This is a genomic window from Curtobacterium flaccumfaciens (assembly GCF_013359815.1).
GTDB lineage: Bacteria > Actinomycetota > Actinomycetes > Actinomycetales > Microbacteriaceae > Curtobacterium > Curtobacterium flaccumfaciens.
Genome location: NZ_JABMCF010000032.1, coordinates 23,232 through 38,865, shown reverse-complemented (window position 1 = coordinate 38,865; position 15,634 = coordinate 23,232). Strand labels below are relative to the sequence as shown.

Below are 15,634 nucleotides of genomic sequence, written 5' to 3'. Positions count from 1 at the left end.
CTCGGGTGCTGCTGCCATGCACTCGACCGTACGCCGGGGCCTGGGCGTGCGGTGCGTGCTCGCTCGGTGCGGTGCGGTGCGGTGCGGTGCGGTGCGCGTCGAGCGTGCTCGCTCGGTGCGCGACAATGGGTCCGTGCGCAGGGGAGACGACCGAGGCCCGGACCGCGTCGTCCTCGGCGACGCACTCGACGTGGTCCCCGCCTACCCGGACGGCTCCTTCACGCTGGTGTACCTGGACCCGCCGTTCAACACCGGCCGGTACCAGCGTCGGCACGCGACCTCCGCTGTACCGAAGGCAGACGGTCCCGTGATGGGGTTCCACGGCCGGACCTACGAGCGGGTGCGCGGCGACCTGATGCGCTTCGACGACCGGTTCGAGGACTACTGGTCGTTCCTGGAACCCCGACTCATCGAGGCCTGGCGGCTGCTCGCCACCGACGGCACGCTGTACCTGCACCTCGACTACCGCGAGTCGCACTACGCCAAGGTGCTGCTCGACGCGCTGTTCGGCCGCGAGTCGTTCCTGAACGAGATCGTGTGGGCCTACGACTTCGGCGCCAAGTCCAAGACGCGCTGGCCCACGAAGCACGACACGATCCTGGTCTACGTGAAGGACCCGTCGCGGTACTGGTTCGACTCCGAGGCCGTCGACCGCGAGCCGTACATGGCGCCGGGGCTCGTCACCCCCGAGAAGCGCGAGCGCGGCAAGCTGCCCACCGACGTCTGGTGGCACACGATCGTGTCGCCGACCGGCCGCGAGAAGACCGGCTACCCGACGCAGAAGCCCGAGGGGGTGCTGCGGCGGATCGTGCAGGCGTCCTCGCGCGAGGGGGACTGGGTGCTCGACTTCTTCGCGGGCAGCGGGACCACAGGTGCCGTGGCACAGGCACTGGGACGGCGGTACGTGCTGGTGGACGACAACCCGGCGGCGATCGACGTGATGCGGAAGCGGTTGCCGGGGGCGTCGTTCGAGGTGGCCGGAGCACCGGCGGCAGCGGCGGGGGACGCGGCGCCGGCCGTCTGAGGCCGGCGGGGTCTGCGACGATCCACGAGTCGTTCGACGCGTGGATCGTCGGAACATGCACACGCAACGAGCGACGATGTCGACGTCGCACGACATCGGCGGTGTCGCTCCCGCGCGGCCGCAACGGTTGCAGACGCGCAGATGCGACGAGGTCGCTGTCGTGCGACAGCGACCTCGTCGTTCGGCATCAGCGAGCCAGGGCCCGCACCGACTACTCCGCCGAGTGCCGCCCGTGCCCGTGCGCGTCGTCAGCGTCCGGCCGGGAGGCCCGGCTCGCCTCCGCCGCGTCGGCTCCGGCCCCGGGGGCGTCCGGCTCCACGACCGCAGCCGCGTGGGCAGCCCGGGTCCGGATGGCACCGGTCGTCGTCGGTGGCTCGTCGACCGGCGCAGCCGCCGAGTGCGCACCGTGCGTCGTGGCGTTCGGCAGCGGCGCACGGGTGTCGTCGACCCCGTGCGGCAGCACCGAGACGTCCGACGCTCCGGCGGCCCGGGCGGACCGCGGCTGCACGTCCGGCGACGTCGGCACGTCGGGCGAGGTCGGCACGCCGGCAGAGGCAGATGTCGACCCCGTCGGTACCGGACCAGCCCCGGGTGCCGCGGCGGCAGCGGCTGCGGCGGCGCTGCCGTCCGACCCCGCACCGGCAGCGGTGCGTGCGGCATCGGCCTGCTCCTGCAGCGCCGAGGTCTTGCGGAGCGGCGGCACCCGGAAGAACCACGTCAGCACGAACGCGAGCAGGATCACCGCGAGGCCGACGTAGTAGACGCGGACGGCCGAGTCGCTGAACCCGACCAGGAACGGACGGCTCAGCCGGGGGTCCGCCCCGTTCAGGAACGACGTGTCGCTCGTCGCCGAGTCGGTGGACGAGCTCGCGGCCGAGTCGCCGCTCTTCAGCTGCTTGATCAGCGTCGGGGCGACCTGGTCGACGACGTTCTCCCGCTGCGCCTTGTCCGAGTAGTCGATCTGCAGCGTGCCGTCGACGACCGAGGCGTTCGCCTTCGTGGCCGCCGTCTCGAGCGCCTGCTGCTCGGCTGCGAGCTTCGCGTCGTCGACCTGCTGGGCGATGATCGTGTCCGCTGCGGCGGCGGGGACCGTGCCCGCGGCGACCTGCCGCTGCACGGCGGCCGTCACCTGCTTGGTCACGGCGGCGTCGGCGGCCTGCTTCGCCTGCGCGGTGCCCTGGTCGAGACCGTCCTGCACGTTCTTCTGCACCGGGTCGACGATCTTCGTCCAGATCTCGTCCATCACGCCCTGGTTCTTCGACGCGTTCGCGACCGAGGGTGTCATCGCGGCGTTGAGCGCGCTCTTCAGGTCGGACTCGTTCTGCATCGCGGCGCTGATGTTCGTCGGCATCAGGGTGAACAGCACGGAGAGCAGGACGGCGGTACCCATGGTGCCGCCGATCTGGCGGAAGAACGTCGCGGCGCTCGTGGCGACGCCGATGTCCCGCGGCGAGACCGAGTTCTGCGCGGCCAGGGTCAGCGTCTGCATGAGCTGTCCGAGTCCGAGCCCGATGCCGAACATGCCGAGCATCAGGAACCACAGGGGTCGGTCGGCGGTCAGGAACGTCAGGACCGTGAATCCGATCGCTGTGAACGCCGTTCCGGTGATCGGGAAGACCTGGTAGTTGCCGGTGCGGGAGATGATCTGACCGGAGGCGATCGACGAGATCATCAGGCCGAGCACCATCGGCAGCATGGCGAACCCGGACTCGGTCGGGGTCACGCCCTTGACGATCTGCAGGTACAGCGGGATCGTCAGCATCGCGCCGAACATGCCGAAGCCCACGAGCACGGACAGGATCGCGGACATCGAGAACACCCGTGACCCGAACAGCTTCATCGGCAGGATCGCGTCGTCGCCCATGGCCCGCTCGACGATGATGAACGCGATCAGGCCGAGGGCACCGATGGCGTAGCAGGCGAAGGCGGCGGGGGAGTCCCAGCCCCACTCGCGGCCCTGCTCGGCGATGAGCAGCAGCGGCACGAGCGTGACGATGACGAGCGTCGCGCCCCACCAGTCGATGCGGGGCTTGCCGCGGTCGCCGAACTTCGGCAGGTGCAGGAACGTCAGCACCATGAACAGGGCGATGATGCCGATCGGCACGTTGATCAGGAACACCCAGCGCCAGCCGGCGATGAACAGCAGCTGGTCCGCGCCGGCGAAGACGCCACCGACGAGCGGCCCGATGACGGACGAGATGCCGAAGACCGCCAGGAAGTAGCCCTGGTACTTCGCGCGCTCGCGTGGGGCGAGCATGTCGCCCATGATCGCCAGCGGCAGGGACATCAGACCACCGGCACCCAGGCCCTGCAGCGCGCGGAACCCGGCGAGCATGAGCATCGAGGTGGAGAACGACGCCGCGAACGAGCCGACGATGAAGATGCCGATCGCGGTGATGAAGAGCGGCCGGCGACCGAAGATGTCGGAGAGCTTGCCGTAGATCGGGGTCGTCACCGTCGAGGCGATCAGGTACCCGGTGGTGACCCAGGCCTGCTGGTCGAGCCCGTGCAGGTCGTCACCGATGGTGCGGATCGCGGTGCCGACGATCGTCTGGTCGAGGGCACCGAGGAACATGCCGGCCATCAGGCCGTAGATCACCAACAGGATCTGTCGGTGGTTCATCACGACGTTGGACGCCGTGGTGGGGGCCGCGGGTGCGGTCGCCGTCTGGGTCATGAGCAGGGTCTCCCGGGTACCGATGCGCTGGCAGAACGATTTTTGCGCTGCCTGCAAAGTTACAACTGCCGCAAGTGCTCGGTCGCACCGAGACGGCTTCCTGAGTGGATCGGCAGTCACGGTACGCCCGGTGCGCCCCGGCGGCACACGGCCTGGAGGCCCGGCTCGGGTCCGGCGGACGGGCTGCGGTTGTCCGAGACCCGCAGCCCGGCCGAGGGGGCGCTACGCGCCCAGTGCTGCGTCGACGATCTCCTTGGCCTCGCGCTGCACCTGCTCGAGGTGCTCCTGCCCGACGAAGCTCTCCGCGTAGATCTTGTAGACGTCCTCGGTGCCCGACGGCCGCGCGGCGAACCACGCCTTGTCGGTGACGACCTTCACGCCACCGACGGCCGCGTCGTTGCCCGGGGCCTTCGACAGCTTCGCGGTGATCGGGTCGCCGGCCAGGGTGTCCGCGGTGATGGCGTCGCCGTCGAGCTTGCCGAGGCGGGCCTTCTGCTCCTTCGAGGCCGCGGCGTCGACGCGCTGGTAGACCGGCGCACCGAAACGCTCGGTCAGCTCGGCGTAGAGCTGCGAGGGGGTCTTGCCGGTGACGGCAACGATCTCGGACGCCAAGAGCGCCAGGATGATGCCGTCCTTGTCGGTGGTCCACGCGGTGCCGTCGGTGCGCAGGAACGACGCACCCGCGGACTCTTCGCCGCCGAAGGCCACGGAACCGTCGATCAGGCCGGGGACGAACCACTTGAAGCCGACCGGGACCTCCCACAGGCGGCGGCCCAGGGACTCGGCGACGCGGTCGATGATGCTCGACGACACCAGGGTCTTGCCGATCGCGGCGTCGTCGCGCCACTCGGGCCGGTGCGCGTAGAGGTACTCGATCGCGACCGCGAGGTAGTGGTTCGGGTTCATCAGCCCGCCGTCGGGCGTGACGATGCCGTGCCGGTCGGAGTCGGCGTCGTTGCCGGTCAGGACGTCGAAGTCGTCCTTCCGGGCGAGCACCGAGGCCATCGCCGAGGGGCTCGACGGGTCCATCCGGATCTTGCCGTCCCAGTCGAGCGTCATGAACGCCCACGTGGGGTCGACCTCGGGGTTCACGACGGTCAGGTCGAGGCCGTAGTGGTCGCGGATGGCGTTCCAGTACGGCAGCGAGGCGCCACCGAGCGGGTCGGCACCGATCTTCACGCCGGCACGCTTGATCGCGGCGATGTCGATGATGTTCTCGAGGTCGGCGACGTACGTGTTCAGGAAGTCGTAGCGCTCGGGCTCGGCGTCCTCGGTGCGCTGCACCTCGGCGTTGCCGCCCTCGATGATCGCGTTCGCCCGGTTCGCGATCCAGCTCGTGGCGTCGCTGTCGGCGGGTCCACCGTGCGGCGGGTTGTACTTGAAGCCGCCGTCGCGGGGCGGGTTGTGGCTCGGCGTGATGACGATGCCGTCGGCCGTGTCCGGGTTGCCGGCGCGGTTGTAGCGGATGATCGCGTGGCTCAGTGCGGGCGTCGGCACGAAGCCGTCCTCGCTGTCGGCGAGCACGCGCACGCCGTTGGCGGCGAGGACCTCCAGGGCGGTCTGCTCCGCGGGGGCGGAGAGCGCGTGGGTGTCGCGGCCGATGAAGAGCGGCCCGTCGGTGCCCTGGTCGCGGCGGTACTCCACGATCGCCTGCGTGATGGCGGCGATGTGGGTGTCGTTGAAGGCGGTGTCGAGCGACGACCCGCGGTGTCCGGACGTGCCGAACACGACCTTCTGCTCGGGGACCGAGACGTCGGGCACTCGGTCGTGGTAGGCGGCGAGGAGCTCGTCGAGGTCGACGAGGTCGTCTGCGGTCGCTGGGGTGCCGGCGCGGTCGTTCATGCGTCCATCCTGGCATCGGCCGCCCTGGCGCGTTCGGGGGAAGTGCACCGGAGGTCGGGGGAACGCGAGCGAGCGGTCGCCCCACCCGGGTTGAGGGGGGACCCCCGGGGTGGACGACCGCTCGCGGTCTGTGGAGGCAGGTGTCTCAGGCGGTGCGGAACGAACCGGTCGCCGTGCGGAACGAGCCGGTCACGGTGCGCGTCGAGGACGTCGCGGTGCCGGGACGGCGGAACTGCGTGTCGACGAAGCGGCCGAGTGCGCGGCCGATGCCGGTGCCGGTGTAGCTGCCGATCGGGCTGCGGGTCGCGTCGCCGGTGAAGGCGCCGAGCTCGGCGCGGGTCTCGAGGCCGGTCACGTAGGCGCCGCCCAGGGGGTTCTGACGGTTCTGCATGGGTGCTCCTCGTCGTCGTGCCGAGGTCCGCAGGTCACCGAGCCGGCGACCGCGACGCCGTCGGCTGGATGACCACCACTCTACCCGCTTGTCTTGTATCGTGCAAAACAAGCGCGTGTCGGGGCCTCAGGCGAGCAGCTCGCAGAAGTTCCGGCCCTCGGCCGTCCAGCTCTGCCGCGCGACCAGTCCGGCTTCCGCCGCGTGCCGATGCAGGGCGTCGAGGCCGACCTCGGCCCAGGGGAACCCGGCGCTCTCGTTGCCGTCGGCGTCGACCACCCGGGCGGTGTACACACGGTCGGCCGTGACCTCGGGGTTGGTCTCGACGATGACCCGGCCGCCGGCGCGGACGATCTCGCGGCAGCGGGCGAGCAGGGCCGTGGGGTCGCCGCCGATGCCGATGTTCCCGTCGATCACGAGCGCGGTGTCCCAGTGGCCCTCGTCGGGCACCGCGTCGAACACGGAACCCTGCAGGGCGGTGCCGCCGGAGCGCTGCGCGATGGCGACGGCCTCGGCGGAGACGTCCACGCCGAGCGCCGGGATGCCCCGGGACCGTGCGGCGACGAGCATCCGGCCCGGGCCGCAGCCGATGTCGATGACCCCGCCGTCGACGTCGTCGAGCAGCGAGCGGTCGACACGGTCGGCGGCGGCGCTCCAGCGGCCGACGTCCATCGTGGTGACGGCGTCGGGACGGTCGGCATCGGTCAGGCGCAGGTGGCCGTCGGTGCGGAGCGCACGGGCGTACGGCTCGCCGCCGCCGGCGCCGAACGAGACGGGTGCGTGCATGGTCATCGGGTGCTCCCCACGGTCTCGGCACGGAGTGCCCGGGTGAAGTCGGAGTCGGGTGCGAGGTCGGCGACCCGCTCGGCGTCCGGCATGGTGTCGACGTCGAGCAGCTCGCCGAGCACGCCCACGTCGAGGCCGGCATCGGTCAGGCGTGCGCGCTGCACGGCTCCGGTGTCGTCGCGCGACATGGGGACGCCGCGCAGCAGGTCGCCGGTGGGCTCTCGCAGGTACAGCGACCAGAAGCCGCCGTCCTCGGCCGGGCCGAACCAGGCATCGCGGGCGGCGTCGTCGAACACCGGTGCGAGGTCCGCGGTGGACACCTGCGGGGTGTCCATGCCGACGAGCAGCAACGGACCGTCGACGGCGTCGAACAGGAACCCGAGGCGCTCGTCGAGGCCGCCACCGGGCTGGTGCAGCACCTCGAACCCCTCGGCCACGGCGGGCACGACGTCGCCGTCGAAGAACAGGACCCGGCGTGCCGCGGGCAGTGCGCGGACGGTCGCCAGGGTGTCGGCGAGGCTCGCGGACGCGACGCGTGCGGCGCCCTCGGGGGAGAGCGCCGGCGTCAGCCGGGTCTTCACCTTGCCGGGCAGGCACTCCTTCGCCACGACGGCGACGGTCACGTCGGTGCGCGCAGCGCTGTGGGCGGGGGTGGCGGTCACGAGCGGGCCTCCTCGACCACGGGGGTGGACTCGGCCGCCTGGCGGAGCGGTCCCGGTGCGACGACCCGGACACGGGCCTCCCGGCGGTACGCACGGAGCAGACGTGACATGTCCCGCACCGCGTTGATCGTGCCGCGGAGCGTGCCGGTGACCTTGCTGTCGCCGATGCGCTGCGCGTACCCGATGTCGGACTCGTCGACGCGCCAGCCGGCGGCGTGCGCGGCCAGGACCATCTCGAGCGGGTAGCCGCTGCGGCGGTCGCGCAGGTCGAGGGAGACGAGGTCCTCGCGGCGCATCACGCGCATCGGGCCGAGGTCGCGCAGGCGGTAGCCGGTCGCGCGGTGCATGAGGACGGCGAGGACGCGGTTCGCGAAGCGCGCGTGCGGAGCCCATGCACCGCGGCCCGTCGGGACGCGGCGGCCGAGTGCCAGGTCGACGCGGCCACTGGCGACGCGGTCGACCAGGGGCGGGAGCTCGGCGGGGTCCATCGAGGCGTCGGCGTCGCAGAAGGCGACGAAGTCTGCGGTCGCCGCGGCGACCCCGGCGGCGCAGGCCGAACCGAAGCCCTTCACGGGTTCCGTCACCACGAGGGCACCGTGGGCGCGGGCGACGTCGGCCGATCCGTCGGTCGATCCGTTGTCGACGACGATGGCCCGGTAGCCCGTGGGGAGCCGTGCGATGACCTTCGGCAGGGCGTCCGCCTCGTCGAGGCACGGCAGGATCACGTCGACAGTCATGTCCGTCATTCGGTGCGGTCGGTCGGATCGACGGGTCTGTCCTGGCATGCACTCGACACAACACGACGACGCGCTGCGGGGTACAGGAAACTGCCGGGTCCTGGTCGTTCAGCGCGTCCGGTTCGCGGACGGTCCCCAGAACGGGGGACAGGGTGCGCGCGTGTCGCGCGTTCCGGGGGCGGGACTGCGGACGGGAGGCGCGGGGCGGGGCCGTCACGGGCCTCCCGTCCGGTGGCTGGTCGCGCTCTCAGGCGCGGCCAGCGGTGCGCCGCTCGCGCACGCGTTCCGGCTAGCGGACGGCGCTGCGGAGCGGAGCCGTCGCGAAGTCGCGCATCCCGGCCTCGAAGTCGACCCCGGCGTGCCATCCGAGCTCGGCGGCGATGCGTGCCGAACTCGCCGTGACGTGGCGGACGTCGCCCAGGCGGTACTCGCCGGTGACGACCGGCTGCGGGCCGTCGGGTCCGGCGATCGCGGCGGCCATGTCGCCGATGGTGTGCACGGTGCCGGAGCCGACGTTGTACGCGCGGAACGAGTCCGACGGCAGGTCGGCGGTCGCCGCGATCGAGGCGGCGTTCGCGCCGGCGACGTCGTCGACGTGCACGAAGTCGCGTCGCTGGGCGCCGTCCTCGAAGACGCGGGGTGCCTCGCCGCGGGCCAGTGCCGAGCGGAACAGGGACGCGACACCGGCGTAGGGGGTGTTCGCGGGCATGCCCGGTCCGTAGACGTTGTGGTACCGGAGCGCGATCGCGCGGCCCCCAGTGGCGCGGGCCCAGCTCGAGGCCAGGTGCTCCTGCGCGACCTTCGTCTGCGCGTAGACGTTGCGGGGGTCGAGCGCGGCGGACTCGTCGATCAGGCCGGGCAGCAGGGGCTGACCGTCGGGGCCGATCGGGTCGAATCGGCCGGCGTCGAGGTCCTCGCGGCGGCGGGCCGGCGGACGGGTGGGTTCGCCGGAGGCGGTGGTGTACGCGCCCTCGCCGTAGACGACCATCGAGCTGGCGACGACGAGCCGGCCGATGTCGTGCCGGTCCATGCCGGCGAGGACGTGGGCGGTGCCGGCGTCGTTCGACGAGACGTAGTCGGGGGCGTCCTGGAAGTCCACGCCGAGGCCGACCTTGGCGGCCTGGTGGCACACGACGTCGATGCCGTCGAGGGCGGCGTCGAGGGCGATCCGGTCACGGACGTCGCCGTGCACGAACTCGATGCCCTGGTGCTGGTGGGCGTGGATGACCTCGGCGGGGTCGCCGTGCACGTCGTCGCGCAGGGAGTCGAGGACGCGGACCTCGTGGCCGTCGGCCAGTGCGCGGCGGACGATCGCGGAGCCGATGAAGCCGGCGCCGCCGGTGACGAGGAGGCGGCTCATGCGGTGGCACCCGTGGTGGTGGAGGCGGGCTGGGCCTTCGTGGTGGCGGCGGCGGTCGGCTGGGTCTGCATGATGCTGGCGCTCGCGCTGGTCGGGACGAGCTCGCGCGGGGTGAAGTCGGCGGGGATCGCGGCGACGATCTGGCCGATGGCTCGGACGATGACCTCGTTGGCGCGAGCGAGGCGCTCCATGACGAGGGCGTGGGTGACGACGGCTCCGGCGTCGTCGACGTCGGGGCCGCTGGCTGCGGCTGCGGCGGCGGCTTCGTCCTCGGTCGGGGCCAGGCCGGCGTCGGCGTCGGTGACGAACGACAGGTTCACGGTGGCGATGCCGAGTTCGGCGGCCAGGGGGACCTCGGGCGTCATCGTCATGTTGATCGTGTGGCCGCCGGCCTGGCGGAGCCAGACGGACTCGGCGCGGGTGGAGAACCGGGGACCCTGGATGACGACGCACGTGCCGGTCGGACGGAAGGGCACGTTGAGTCCGGCGACGGCGTCGATCGCCGCGCGGCGGAGCGTCGGGTCGAACGGGTCGGCGAAGGACAGGTGCTGCACGTCGTCCTCGAAGAACGTGTCGGCGCGGCCCCAGGTGCGGTCGATGAGCTGGTCCGTCACGACGAAGGTGCCCGGGGCGTAGTCGGGGTGCAGGCCGCCGACGGCGCTCGAGGACACGATCGCGCGGACGCCGAGTGAACGGAGCGCCCAGACGTTCGCACGGTGGTTGATGCGGTGCGGGGCGACGGAGTGTTCACGGCCGTGGCGGGTCAGGAACGCGACCCGTCGTCCGGCCATCGTGCCGATGCTGATCGGGCTCGACGTCGGGCCGAACGGGGTCGGGACGTCGAGCTCGTCGGCGGTGCCCTCCTCGAACAGCTGGTAGAGGCCGGAGCCTCCGATGACACCGATCGTCACGGCTTCGTCGTTCTCCACAGGTCCTCCGGTTGGTCGTCGGCGCGGGCTGCGCGCTGGATACGCTACTGACGGCGCCACCGGACGAACCGGGAGCGGCGCCACCAACCCCTGTTCGGAGGCACCTGTGCGAACGATCGGTCAGCACCGCGACGACCTGGCGGCGTTGCTCGCGCCGGTGGTGGCGGGCCTCGGAGCAGAAGAACTGCCACTCGACGAACTCGCCGGTGCGGGCGCGGGCGCGGGTGCGCCTGTCGGGTTCGCTCACCGCGTGCTCGCTGCTCCCGTCGCGTCGCCCGTTCCGCTGCCGCCGTTCGACAACAGTCAGATGGACGGGTTCGCCGTGCGGGCAGCGGACGCGGGGCAGGCCCTCCGGGTCGTCGCCCCGATCCCGGCCGGCGTGGTGCCCGAACCGCTCGAATCCGGCACGGCCGCGCCGATCATGACGGGTGCGCGGATCCCGACCGGTGCCGACGCGGTGTTCCCGGTCGAAGCGACCGAACCCGGTGCGTTCCCGGCGGCGCTCGAGCTGCCCCGGGTGACGGTGCCCGCCGACCTGACCGCCGGCACCTTCGTGCGGGTGACCGGCAGCGACCTGCCCACCGGTGCCGAGCTCGCTCCGGCCGGCTCCCCGGTCACGCCGGCGCTGCTCGGGGCCCTGGCTGCTGCGGGGGTGACGACCGTGTCGGTGCGCCGACCGCTGCGGGTCCTCGTCGTGTCGACCGGGTCCGAGCTGCAGGGCGCCGACACGGACGCGGCGACCATCGGTGACGCGAACGGCATCGCGCTGCGGGCAGCTCTTGCCCAGGTCGGTGCGGACTCGCGGGCCGTCCGGGTGAGCGACGACGTCGAGGCCTTCGACCGGGCGCTCGATGCGGCCGTGGGGGACTGGGCCGACCTCGTTGTGACCACCGGGGGCATCAGCGCCGGGGCGTACGAGGTCGTGCGACAGGCACTCGAACCCCGCGGGCTCGCGGTGACGCCGGTCGCGATGCAGCCCGGTGGGCCACAGGCGTTCGGCAGCGTCGTGTTCGAGGACGGTCGCGCCGTGCCGGTCGTGTCCTTCCCCGGCAACCCGGTGTCGGCGCTCGTCTCGTTCGAGGTGTTCCTGCGCCCGCTGCTCGCTGCCGCCGTCGGACTCACGCCGGACCGCCCCACGCAGGTCCTGCCGGCGGCGTCCGCTGCCGGTTCACCCGTCGGCAAGCACCAGTTCCGTCGAGGCCGGGTGCAGGACGGTGCCGTGCACTTCGTCGGTGGGCCGAGTTCGCACCTGCTCGTGCACTACGCCGCCGCCACCCACCTGGTGCACGTCCCCGTGGGGGTCGACACCGTCGAACCCGGCGACCCCCTGACCGTCTGGAGCCTCCGATGACCGACCCGTCCGCTGACCAGATGGGGTCCGAACCGACGCCGACCGACGAGTTGTCGCACGTCCGCGCCGACGGCAGCGCGCACATGGTCGACGTCTCCGCGAAGGACGTCACCGACCGGTCGGCCACCGCCACCGCCACCGTCGTCACCCGTCCCGACGTCGTCGCACGCATCCTCGACGGCTCGCTGCCCAAGGGTGCGGTCGTCGGCACCGCCCGCATCGCCGCGATCATGGCGGTGAAGAAGACCTCCGACCTGATCCCGCTGTGCCACCCGCTGCCGATCGCCGGCGTGCAGGTCGACATCACCGGCTCCGACGACCGCGTGCTGATCGAGGTGTCGGTCCGCACGACCTCCCGCACCGGCGTCGAGATGGAAGCACTGACCGGCGCGAGCGTCGCCGCCCTGACGGTGTACGACATGGTGAAGGCCGTCGACCGAGCGGCCGTGATCACGGACGTCCGCGTGCTCGAGAAGCACGGCGGACGCTCCGGGGACTGGAGCAACCGATGACCGCCGAGCCGACCAGGGGCCGGGCCGCCGTCGTCGTGGTGTCCACGCAGGCCGCCGCCGACCCCGCACTCGACCGCACCGGACCCGTCATCGCCGACTGGCTGCGCGACCACGGGTTCACCACGAGCGACCCGATCATCGTCCCCGACGGCGGCGCGATCACCGAGACCGTCACCGCGGAGCTCCTGGCCGACGCCCGGGTCGTCATCACCACCGGCGGCACCGGGGTCACCCCGACCGACCGGACCCCCGAGGCCGTGGCGGGGCTGATCGACCTCGAACTGCCCGGCATCACCGAGGAGATCCGTCGACGCGGACTCGCGGGTGCCGGCCCCACCGCCCTGCTCACCCGCGGCGTCGCCGGGGTCACGAACGCCGGTTGCCTGCTCGTCACCCTGCCCGGGTCGCGCGGTGGGGTGTCCGACGGGCTCGCCGTGCTCGACGGAGTACTCGACCACGTGGTCGCACAGGTGCACGGCGAGGGCCACGCCCCGCGGAGCGCCTCGTGAGCACCACCGAGGCCGCCGCACGGGTCGTGCTGGCCGACGTCGTCGACCGCGACATCAGCGTCGACGAGGTCGCAGCCGTGGTGGCCACCGAGCAGGACGGCGCCGTGGTGACCTTCGCCGGCATCGTCCGTGACCACGACGGTGGCAAGGGCGTCACCGCGCTCGACTACGAGCGGCACCCCAGCGCCGGCGACGTCATCACCGAGGTCGCCCGGACCATCGCCGAGGACCACCCCGACGTCCGGATCGCCGTCCTGCACCGCGTCGGGGCGCTCGGCATCGGTGACGTCGCGCTCGCCGCAGCGGTGTCGTCGTCGCACCGGGCGCAGGCGTTCGCGGCGTGCGGTGCCCTGGTCGACCTGGTGAAGGAGCGCGTGCCGATCTGGAAGCACCAGCGGTTCACCGACGGGACGGACGAGTGGGTCGCGGCGCTGTGACCGCCGCCGCCCAGACCGACACCGAGCGCGCGGCGGCGGGGCGACGCTGGGCCGAAGCCGACGACCGTGCACACCTGCTCCTCGCGCAGACCTGGACACCCGGCCCGCCGGTCCTCGGGTTCGTCGTGGTCATCGGGCTGGTGCTGGTGGCGCTGTGCATCGCGGCGATCGCCGTGCCCGCCGGATCGGACGCTCGCTTCGCAGTTGCCGGCGTCGTCACCGCACTGGGCTTCGTCATCGGTCTCGGCGACGCCGTTCGGGTCCTGATCCGCCGGAGACGGAACGGCGAGGAAGCCCGCCGTGCGCCGGTGCTCGCGCCGCTGCAGCAACGCGAACAGCGCGCGGTGACGGCGGCGGCGACCGGGCGGCGGGCCGCGCCGGAGGACCGTCGGATCGTCGTGCAGGCGAGGGCAGTCGAACTGGGCGACGGCGGCGAACTGCCCAGTCTTGCTGGGTTCGTGATCGTGTGGTCTGCGGTCACGTTCGCCGGTGGTGCGTTCTGGCCCTTCGCCGTGGCGGGCGGCATCGCCACGGCGGCGCAGTTCGCCTTGACGGCACGGTCCGCGGTGCTCGCCCGCCGGTACCTCGACGCCCACCCTGTGCACCTTCGCAACCGGGACGCTCGTTCGGGGCATGGTGAGACTCCAAGCGGATCCATAGAATCGCGAACATGAGCGTCTTGCTGCCCGGGATCACCGTCATCCTGCTGGTCTTCGCCCTGATCGACATCCTGACGAAGACGGATGACCAGATCCGCGGCCTGCCGAAGATCGCGTGGGTGATCCTCGTGATCCTGGTCCCCGTCGTCGGCAGCATCGTCTGGTTCGCCATCGGCCACGACTGGGCTCCGGGCGAACGGAACCACGGTCGCTACATCGAGCCCACCCGCCACGAGGACCGGTACGCCACCCTCGGCGACGCCCGCAGTGCGCACGGCGCCAAGCGCGTCACCGGTACCGAGCAGGAGCTCGCCGAGCTCGAGCGCGAGATCGAGTACTGGGAGGCGCAGGCCCGCCTGAAGCGCGCGAAGGAAGCCGCGGGCGAGGGCGACACCGCCCCCGCGAGCTGACCGTGTCCACGCCGGCCCCGCATGAGTTCGCCGGAGCCACGGTCTCCGAGGAGACCTGGCAGCAGGTGGAGGACCGGCTCGCGGGGGCGCCAGTCGGACCGCGTGTCCGCCGTTCGATGGTCTGGCGGGTCATCTGGATCGTGCTGGCCGTCGTCGCCGCGGTTGCAGCCGGGTGGCTGAGCGCCGAACACCTGCCGCGCTTCGAGCTGCCCTCGACCGGAAGTGGCCTGCCGGACTGGGCGTTCTTCGTCATCGTCCCGCTCATGATCGTTGGCCCGGTCTGCTGGGTCACCGCAATCGTCCGAGGCGGTGGACAGTTCCAGAGCGCGCTGTCCGACCCGATGCTCGGGCTTCCTCGTGCCGTCCGCCGACGGATCGAGCGCATGGCTCGTGGGCAGCAGCCCGCCGATCCGCAGCACCGGACCGCGCTCGTCGCACTCGCCGGCCGTCGACTCGGTCAATCGACATCGACGTTCTGGCTCGCCCTCGGATGGACGCCGTTCGCGTTCGCGCAGTTCCTGCTCAACTGGGCGACGTTGTTCGGGCTGCTGTACGCGCTCCTCGCCGTGTTCTTCCTCGCGATGCTGCTCTGGACCGTCAGCAAGCGGAAGCAGTGGCGAGCGTTCCTGCAGGAGACCGAGCCCCGCGCCGGAGCCGAGCCGGCCCCCGCGAACTGACCCGGGCCTCCAGGCCGACGCACCGTGCGCGGTCTGTCGACCGGTGCGAGGTTGCGCGCTCCGTGTGCCGCTACAGGCTCGCACCGAGCGGGCAACCTCGCACCACTCGAACAAGCGCGCACCGTGCGCCCAGAGCCGGTCGGCCAACCCGCCCAGCCACCCGCCCCGCACCCACCACCCCGCCGCGCCACCTACCCTTGACGCGTGGCACATCTCCTCGGCGCCGAGAACCTGCATCTCGAGTTCCCCACCAAGGTCGTCTTCGACAACGTCACCCTCGGCATCGACGAGGGTGACCGGATCGGCGTCGTCGGCCGGAACGGCGACGGCAAGTCGACCCTCCTCGCACTGCTGTCCCAGCGCCTCGAGCCGGACGGCGGCCGCGTCACGCACCGCCGTGGCCTGACCATCGGGTACCTGGACCAGCGCGACATCCTGCCCGAGGGCGCAACCGTCGGCAGCACCGTCGTCGGCGACCTCGAGGAGCACGAGTGGGCCGGTGACCCGAAGATCCGCGACATCATCGGCGGTCTGGTCTCGGACATCCCGTGGGACGTCAGCGTCGACGAGCTGTCCGGTGGGCAGCGTCGCCGCGTGGCACTCGCGCGGCTGCTGGTCGGCGACTGGGACGTCCTGTTCCTGGACGAGCCGACCAACCACCTGGACGTCGAGGG

General features: G+C 72.1%; 16 protein-coding genes and 1 pseudogene. 9 read left to right on the top strand and 8 right to left on the bottom strand.

Annotated elements, in window-relative coordinates; translation table 11 throughout:
• The first annotated feature begins 133 nt into the window (after window positions 1–133).
• Window positions 134–1,024, top strand: coding sequence for a DNA-methyltransferase (locus tag HP445_RS03535; RefSeq protein ID WP_111234079.1), 891 nt, complete (start codon window positions 134–136; stop codon window positions 1,022–1,024).
• A 211-nt stretch (window positions 1,025–1,235) separates the two neighbouring features.
• On the opposite strand, the gene HP445_RS03530 is transcribed toward HP445_RS03535, so the two are convergent.
• From HP445_RS03530 to HP445_RS03495, 8 genes are all read right to left on the bottom strand, one after another.
• A complete protein-coding gene (locus HP445_RS03530) occupies window positions 1,236–3,701 on the bottom strand; it encodes an MDR family MFS transporter (RefSeq protein ID WP_128781609.1) in 2,466 nt (821 codons plus the stop codon).
• Between the two features lie 222 nt (window positions 3,702–3,923).
• Window positions 3,924–5,543, bottom strand: a complete 1,620-nt coding sequence (gene pgm / locus HP445_RS03525) for a phosphoglucomutase (alpha-D-glucose-1,6-bisphosphate-dependent) (RefSeq protein ID WP_128781610.1) — start codon at window positions 5,541–5,543, stop codon at window positions 3,924–3,926.
• 145 nt (window positions 5,544–5,688) lie between these two features.
• A complete protein-coding gene (locus HP445_RS03520) occupies window positions 5,689–5,934 on the bottom strand; it encodes a hypothetical protein (RefSeq protein ID WP_128781611.1) in 246 nt (81 codons plus the stop codon).
• A gap of 126 nt (window positions 5,935–6,060) precedes the next feature.
• Window positions 6,061–6,723: a class I SAM-dependent methyltransferase gene (locus HP445_RS03515; protein WP_071406012.1), complete on the bottom strand. Its 663-nt coding sequence runs from the start codon at window positions 6,721–6,723 to the stop codon at window positions 6,061–6,063.
• Window positions 6,720–7,379 carry a TIGR04282 family arsenosugar biosynthesis glycosyltransferase gene (locus HP445_RS03510; protein WP_128781612.1) on the bottom strand — a complete coding sequence of 220 codons (660 nt, stop codon included), beginning with the start codon at window positions 7,377–7,379 and terminating at the stop codon, window positions 6,720–6,722. Before HP445_RS03510 ends, HP445_RS03515 begins: the two co-directional genes overlap by 4 nt.
• A complete protein-coding gene (locus HP445_RS03505) occupies window positions 7,376–8,125 on the bottom strand; it encodes a glycosyltransferase family 2 protein (protein WP_027465082.1) in 750 nt (249 codons plus the stop codon). Before HP445_RS03505 ends, HP445_RS03510 begins: the two co-directional genes overlap by 4 nt.
• A 280-nt stretch (window positions 8,126–8,405) precedes the next feature.
• Window positions 8,406–9,476: an NAD-dependent epimerase/dehydratase family protein gene (locus HP445_RS03500; protein WP_128781613.1), complete on the bottom strand. Its 1,071-nt coding sequence runs from the start codon at window positions 9,474–9,476 to the stop codon at window positions 8,406–8,408.
• Entirely contained in the window at window positions 9,473–10,405 is a 933-nt protein-coding gene (locus HP445_RS03495) for an MTAP family purine nucleoside phosphorylase (RefSeq protein ID WP_128781614.1), read from the bottom strand. Before HP445_RS03495 ends, HP445_RS03500 begins: the two co-directional genes overlap by 4 nt.
• 106 nt (window positions 10,406–10,511) lie before the next feature.
• Between HP445_RS03495 and HP445_RS03490 the strand changes: the two genes are divergently transcribed.
• From HP445_RS03490 to HP445_RS19305, 8 genes and pseudogenes are all read left to right on the top strand, one after another.
• Entirely contained in the window at window positions 10,512–11,756 is a 1,245-nt protein-coding gene (locus HP445_RS03490) for a molybdopterin molybdotransferase MoeA (RefSeq protein ID WP_241660487.1), read from the top strand.
• On the top strand, window positions 11,753–12,268 hold the full coding sequence (gene moaC / locus HP445_RS03485; RefSeq protein WP_276340779.1) for a cyclic pyranopterin monophosphate synthase MoaC: 516 nt from the start codon (window positions 11,753–11,755) through the stop codon (window positions 12,266–12,268). The genes HP445_RS03490 and moaC overlap by 4 nt, the downstream gene beginning before the upstream one ends.
• On the top strand, window positions 12,265–12,777 hold the full coding sequence (locus tag HP445_RS03480) for a MogA/MoaB family molybdenum cofactor biosynthesis protein (protein WP_071406005.1): 513 nt from the start codon (window positions 12,265–12,267) through the stop codon (window positions 12,775–12,777). The genes moaC and HP445_RS03480 overlap by 4 nt, the downstream gene beginning before the upstream one ends.
• Complete coding sequence (locus HP445_RS03475; RefSeq protein WP_128781616.1) at window positions 12,774–13,214, top strand: molybdenum cofactor biosynthesis protein MoaE; 441 nt, start codon at window positions 12,774–12,776, stop codon at window positions 13,212–13,214. Before HP445_RS03480 ends, HP445_RS03475 begins: the two co-directional genes overlap by 4 nt.
• Complete coding sequence (locus HP445_RS03470) at window positions 13,211–13,888, top strand: hypothetical protein (RefSeq protein ID WP_128781617.1); 678 nt, start codon at window positions 13,211–13,213, stop codon at window positions 13,886–13,888. The genes HP445_RS03475 and HP445_RS03470 overlap by 4 nt, the downstream gene beginning before the upstream one ends.
• Window positions 13,885–14,283: a PLDc N-terminal domain-containing protein gene (locus HP445_RS03465; RefSeq protein ID WP_042537802.1), complete on the top strand. Its 399-nt coding sequence runs from the start codon at window positions 13,885–13,887 to the stop codon at window positions 14,281–14,283. Before HP445_RS03470 ends, HP445_RS03465 begins: the two co-directional genes overlap by 4 nt.
• Before the next feature lie 2 nt (window positions 14,284–14,285).
• A complete protein-coding gene (locus HP445_RS03460; RefSeq protein WP_128781618.1) occupies window positions 14,286–14,960 on the top strand; it encodes a hypothetical protein in 675 nt (224 codons plus the stop codon).
• Window positions 14,961–15,164: 204 nt separating this feature from the next.
• A pseudogene (locus tag HP445_RS19305) lies at window positions 15,165–15,633 on the top strand (ATP-binding cassette domain-containing protein); the annotation flags it as partial.
• Between the last annotated feature and the right edge of the window lies 1 nt (window position 15,634).

Coding starts and splice junctions, on each gene's coding strand:
- HP445_RS03530 (WP_128781609.1), bottom strand. CDS start 3,701: ATGACCCAGACGGCGACCGCACCCGCGGCCCCCACCACGGCGTCCAAC.
- pgm (WP_128781610.1), bottom strand. CDS start 5,543: ATGAACGACCGCGCCGGCACCCCAGCGACCGCAGACGACCTCGTCGAC.
- HP445_RS03520 (WP_128781611.1), bottom strand. CDS start 5,934: ATGCAGAACCGTCAGAACCCCCTGGGCGGCGCCTACGTGACCGGCCTC.
- HP445_RS03515 (WP_071406012.1), bottom strand. CDS start 6,723: ATGACCATGCACGCACCCGTCTCGTTCGGCGCCGGCGGCGGCGAGCCG.
- HP445_RS03505 (WP_027465082.1), bottom strand. CDS start 8,125: ATGACGGACATGACTGTCGACGTGATCCTGCCGTGCCTCGACGAGGCG.
- HP445_RS03500 (WP_128781613.1), bottom strand. CDS start 9,476: ATGAGCCGCCTCCTCGTCACCGGCGGCGCCGGCTTCATCGGCTCCGCG.
- moaC (WP_276340779.1), top strand. CDS start 11,753: ATGACCGACCCGTCCGCTGACCAGATGGGGTCCGAACCGACGCCGACC.
- HP445_RS03480 (WP_071406005.1), top strand. CDS start 12,265: ATGACCGCCGAGCCGACCAGGGGCCGGGCCGCCGTCGTCGTGGTGTCC.
- HP445_RS03465 (WP_042537802.1), top strand. CDS start 13,885: ATGAGCGTCTTGCTGCCCGGGATCACCGTCATCCTGCTGGTCTTCGCC.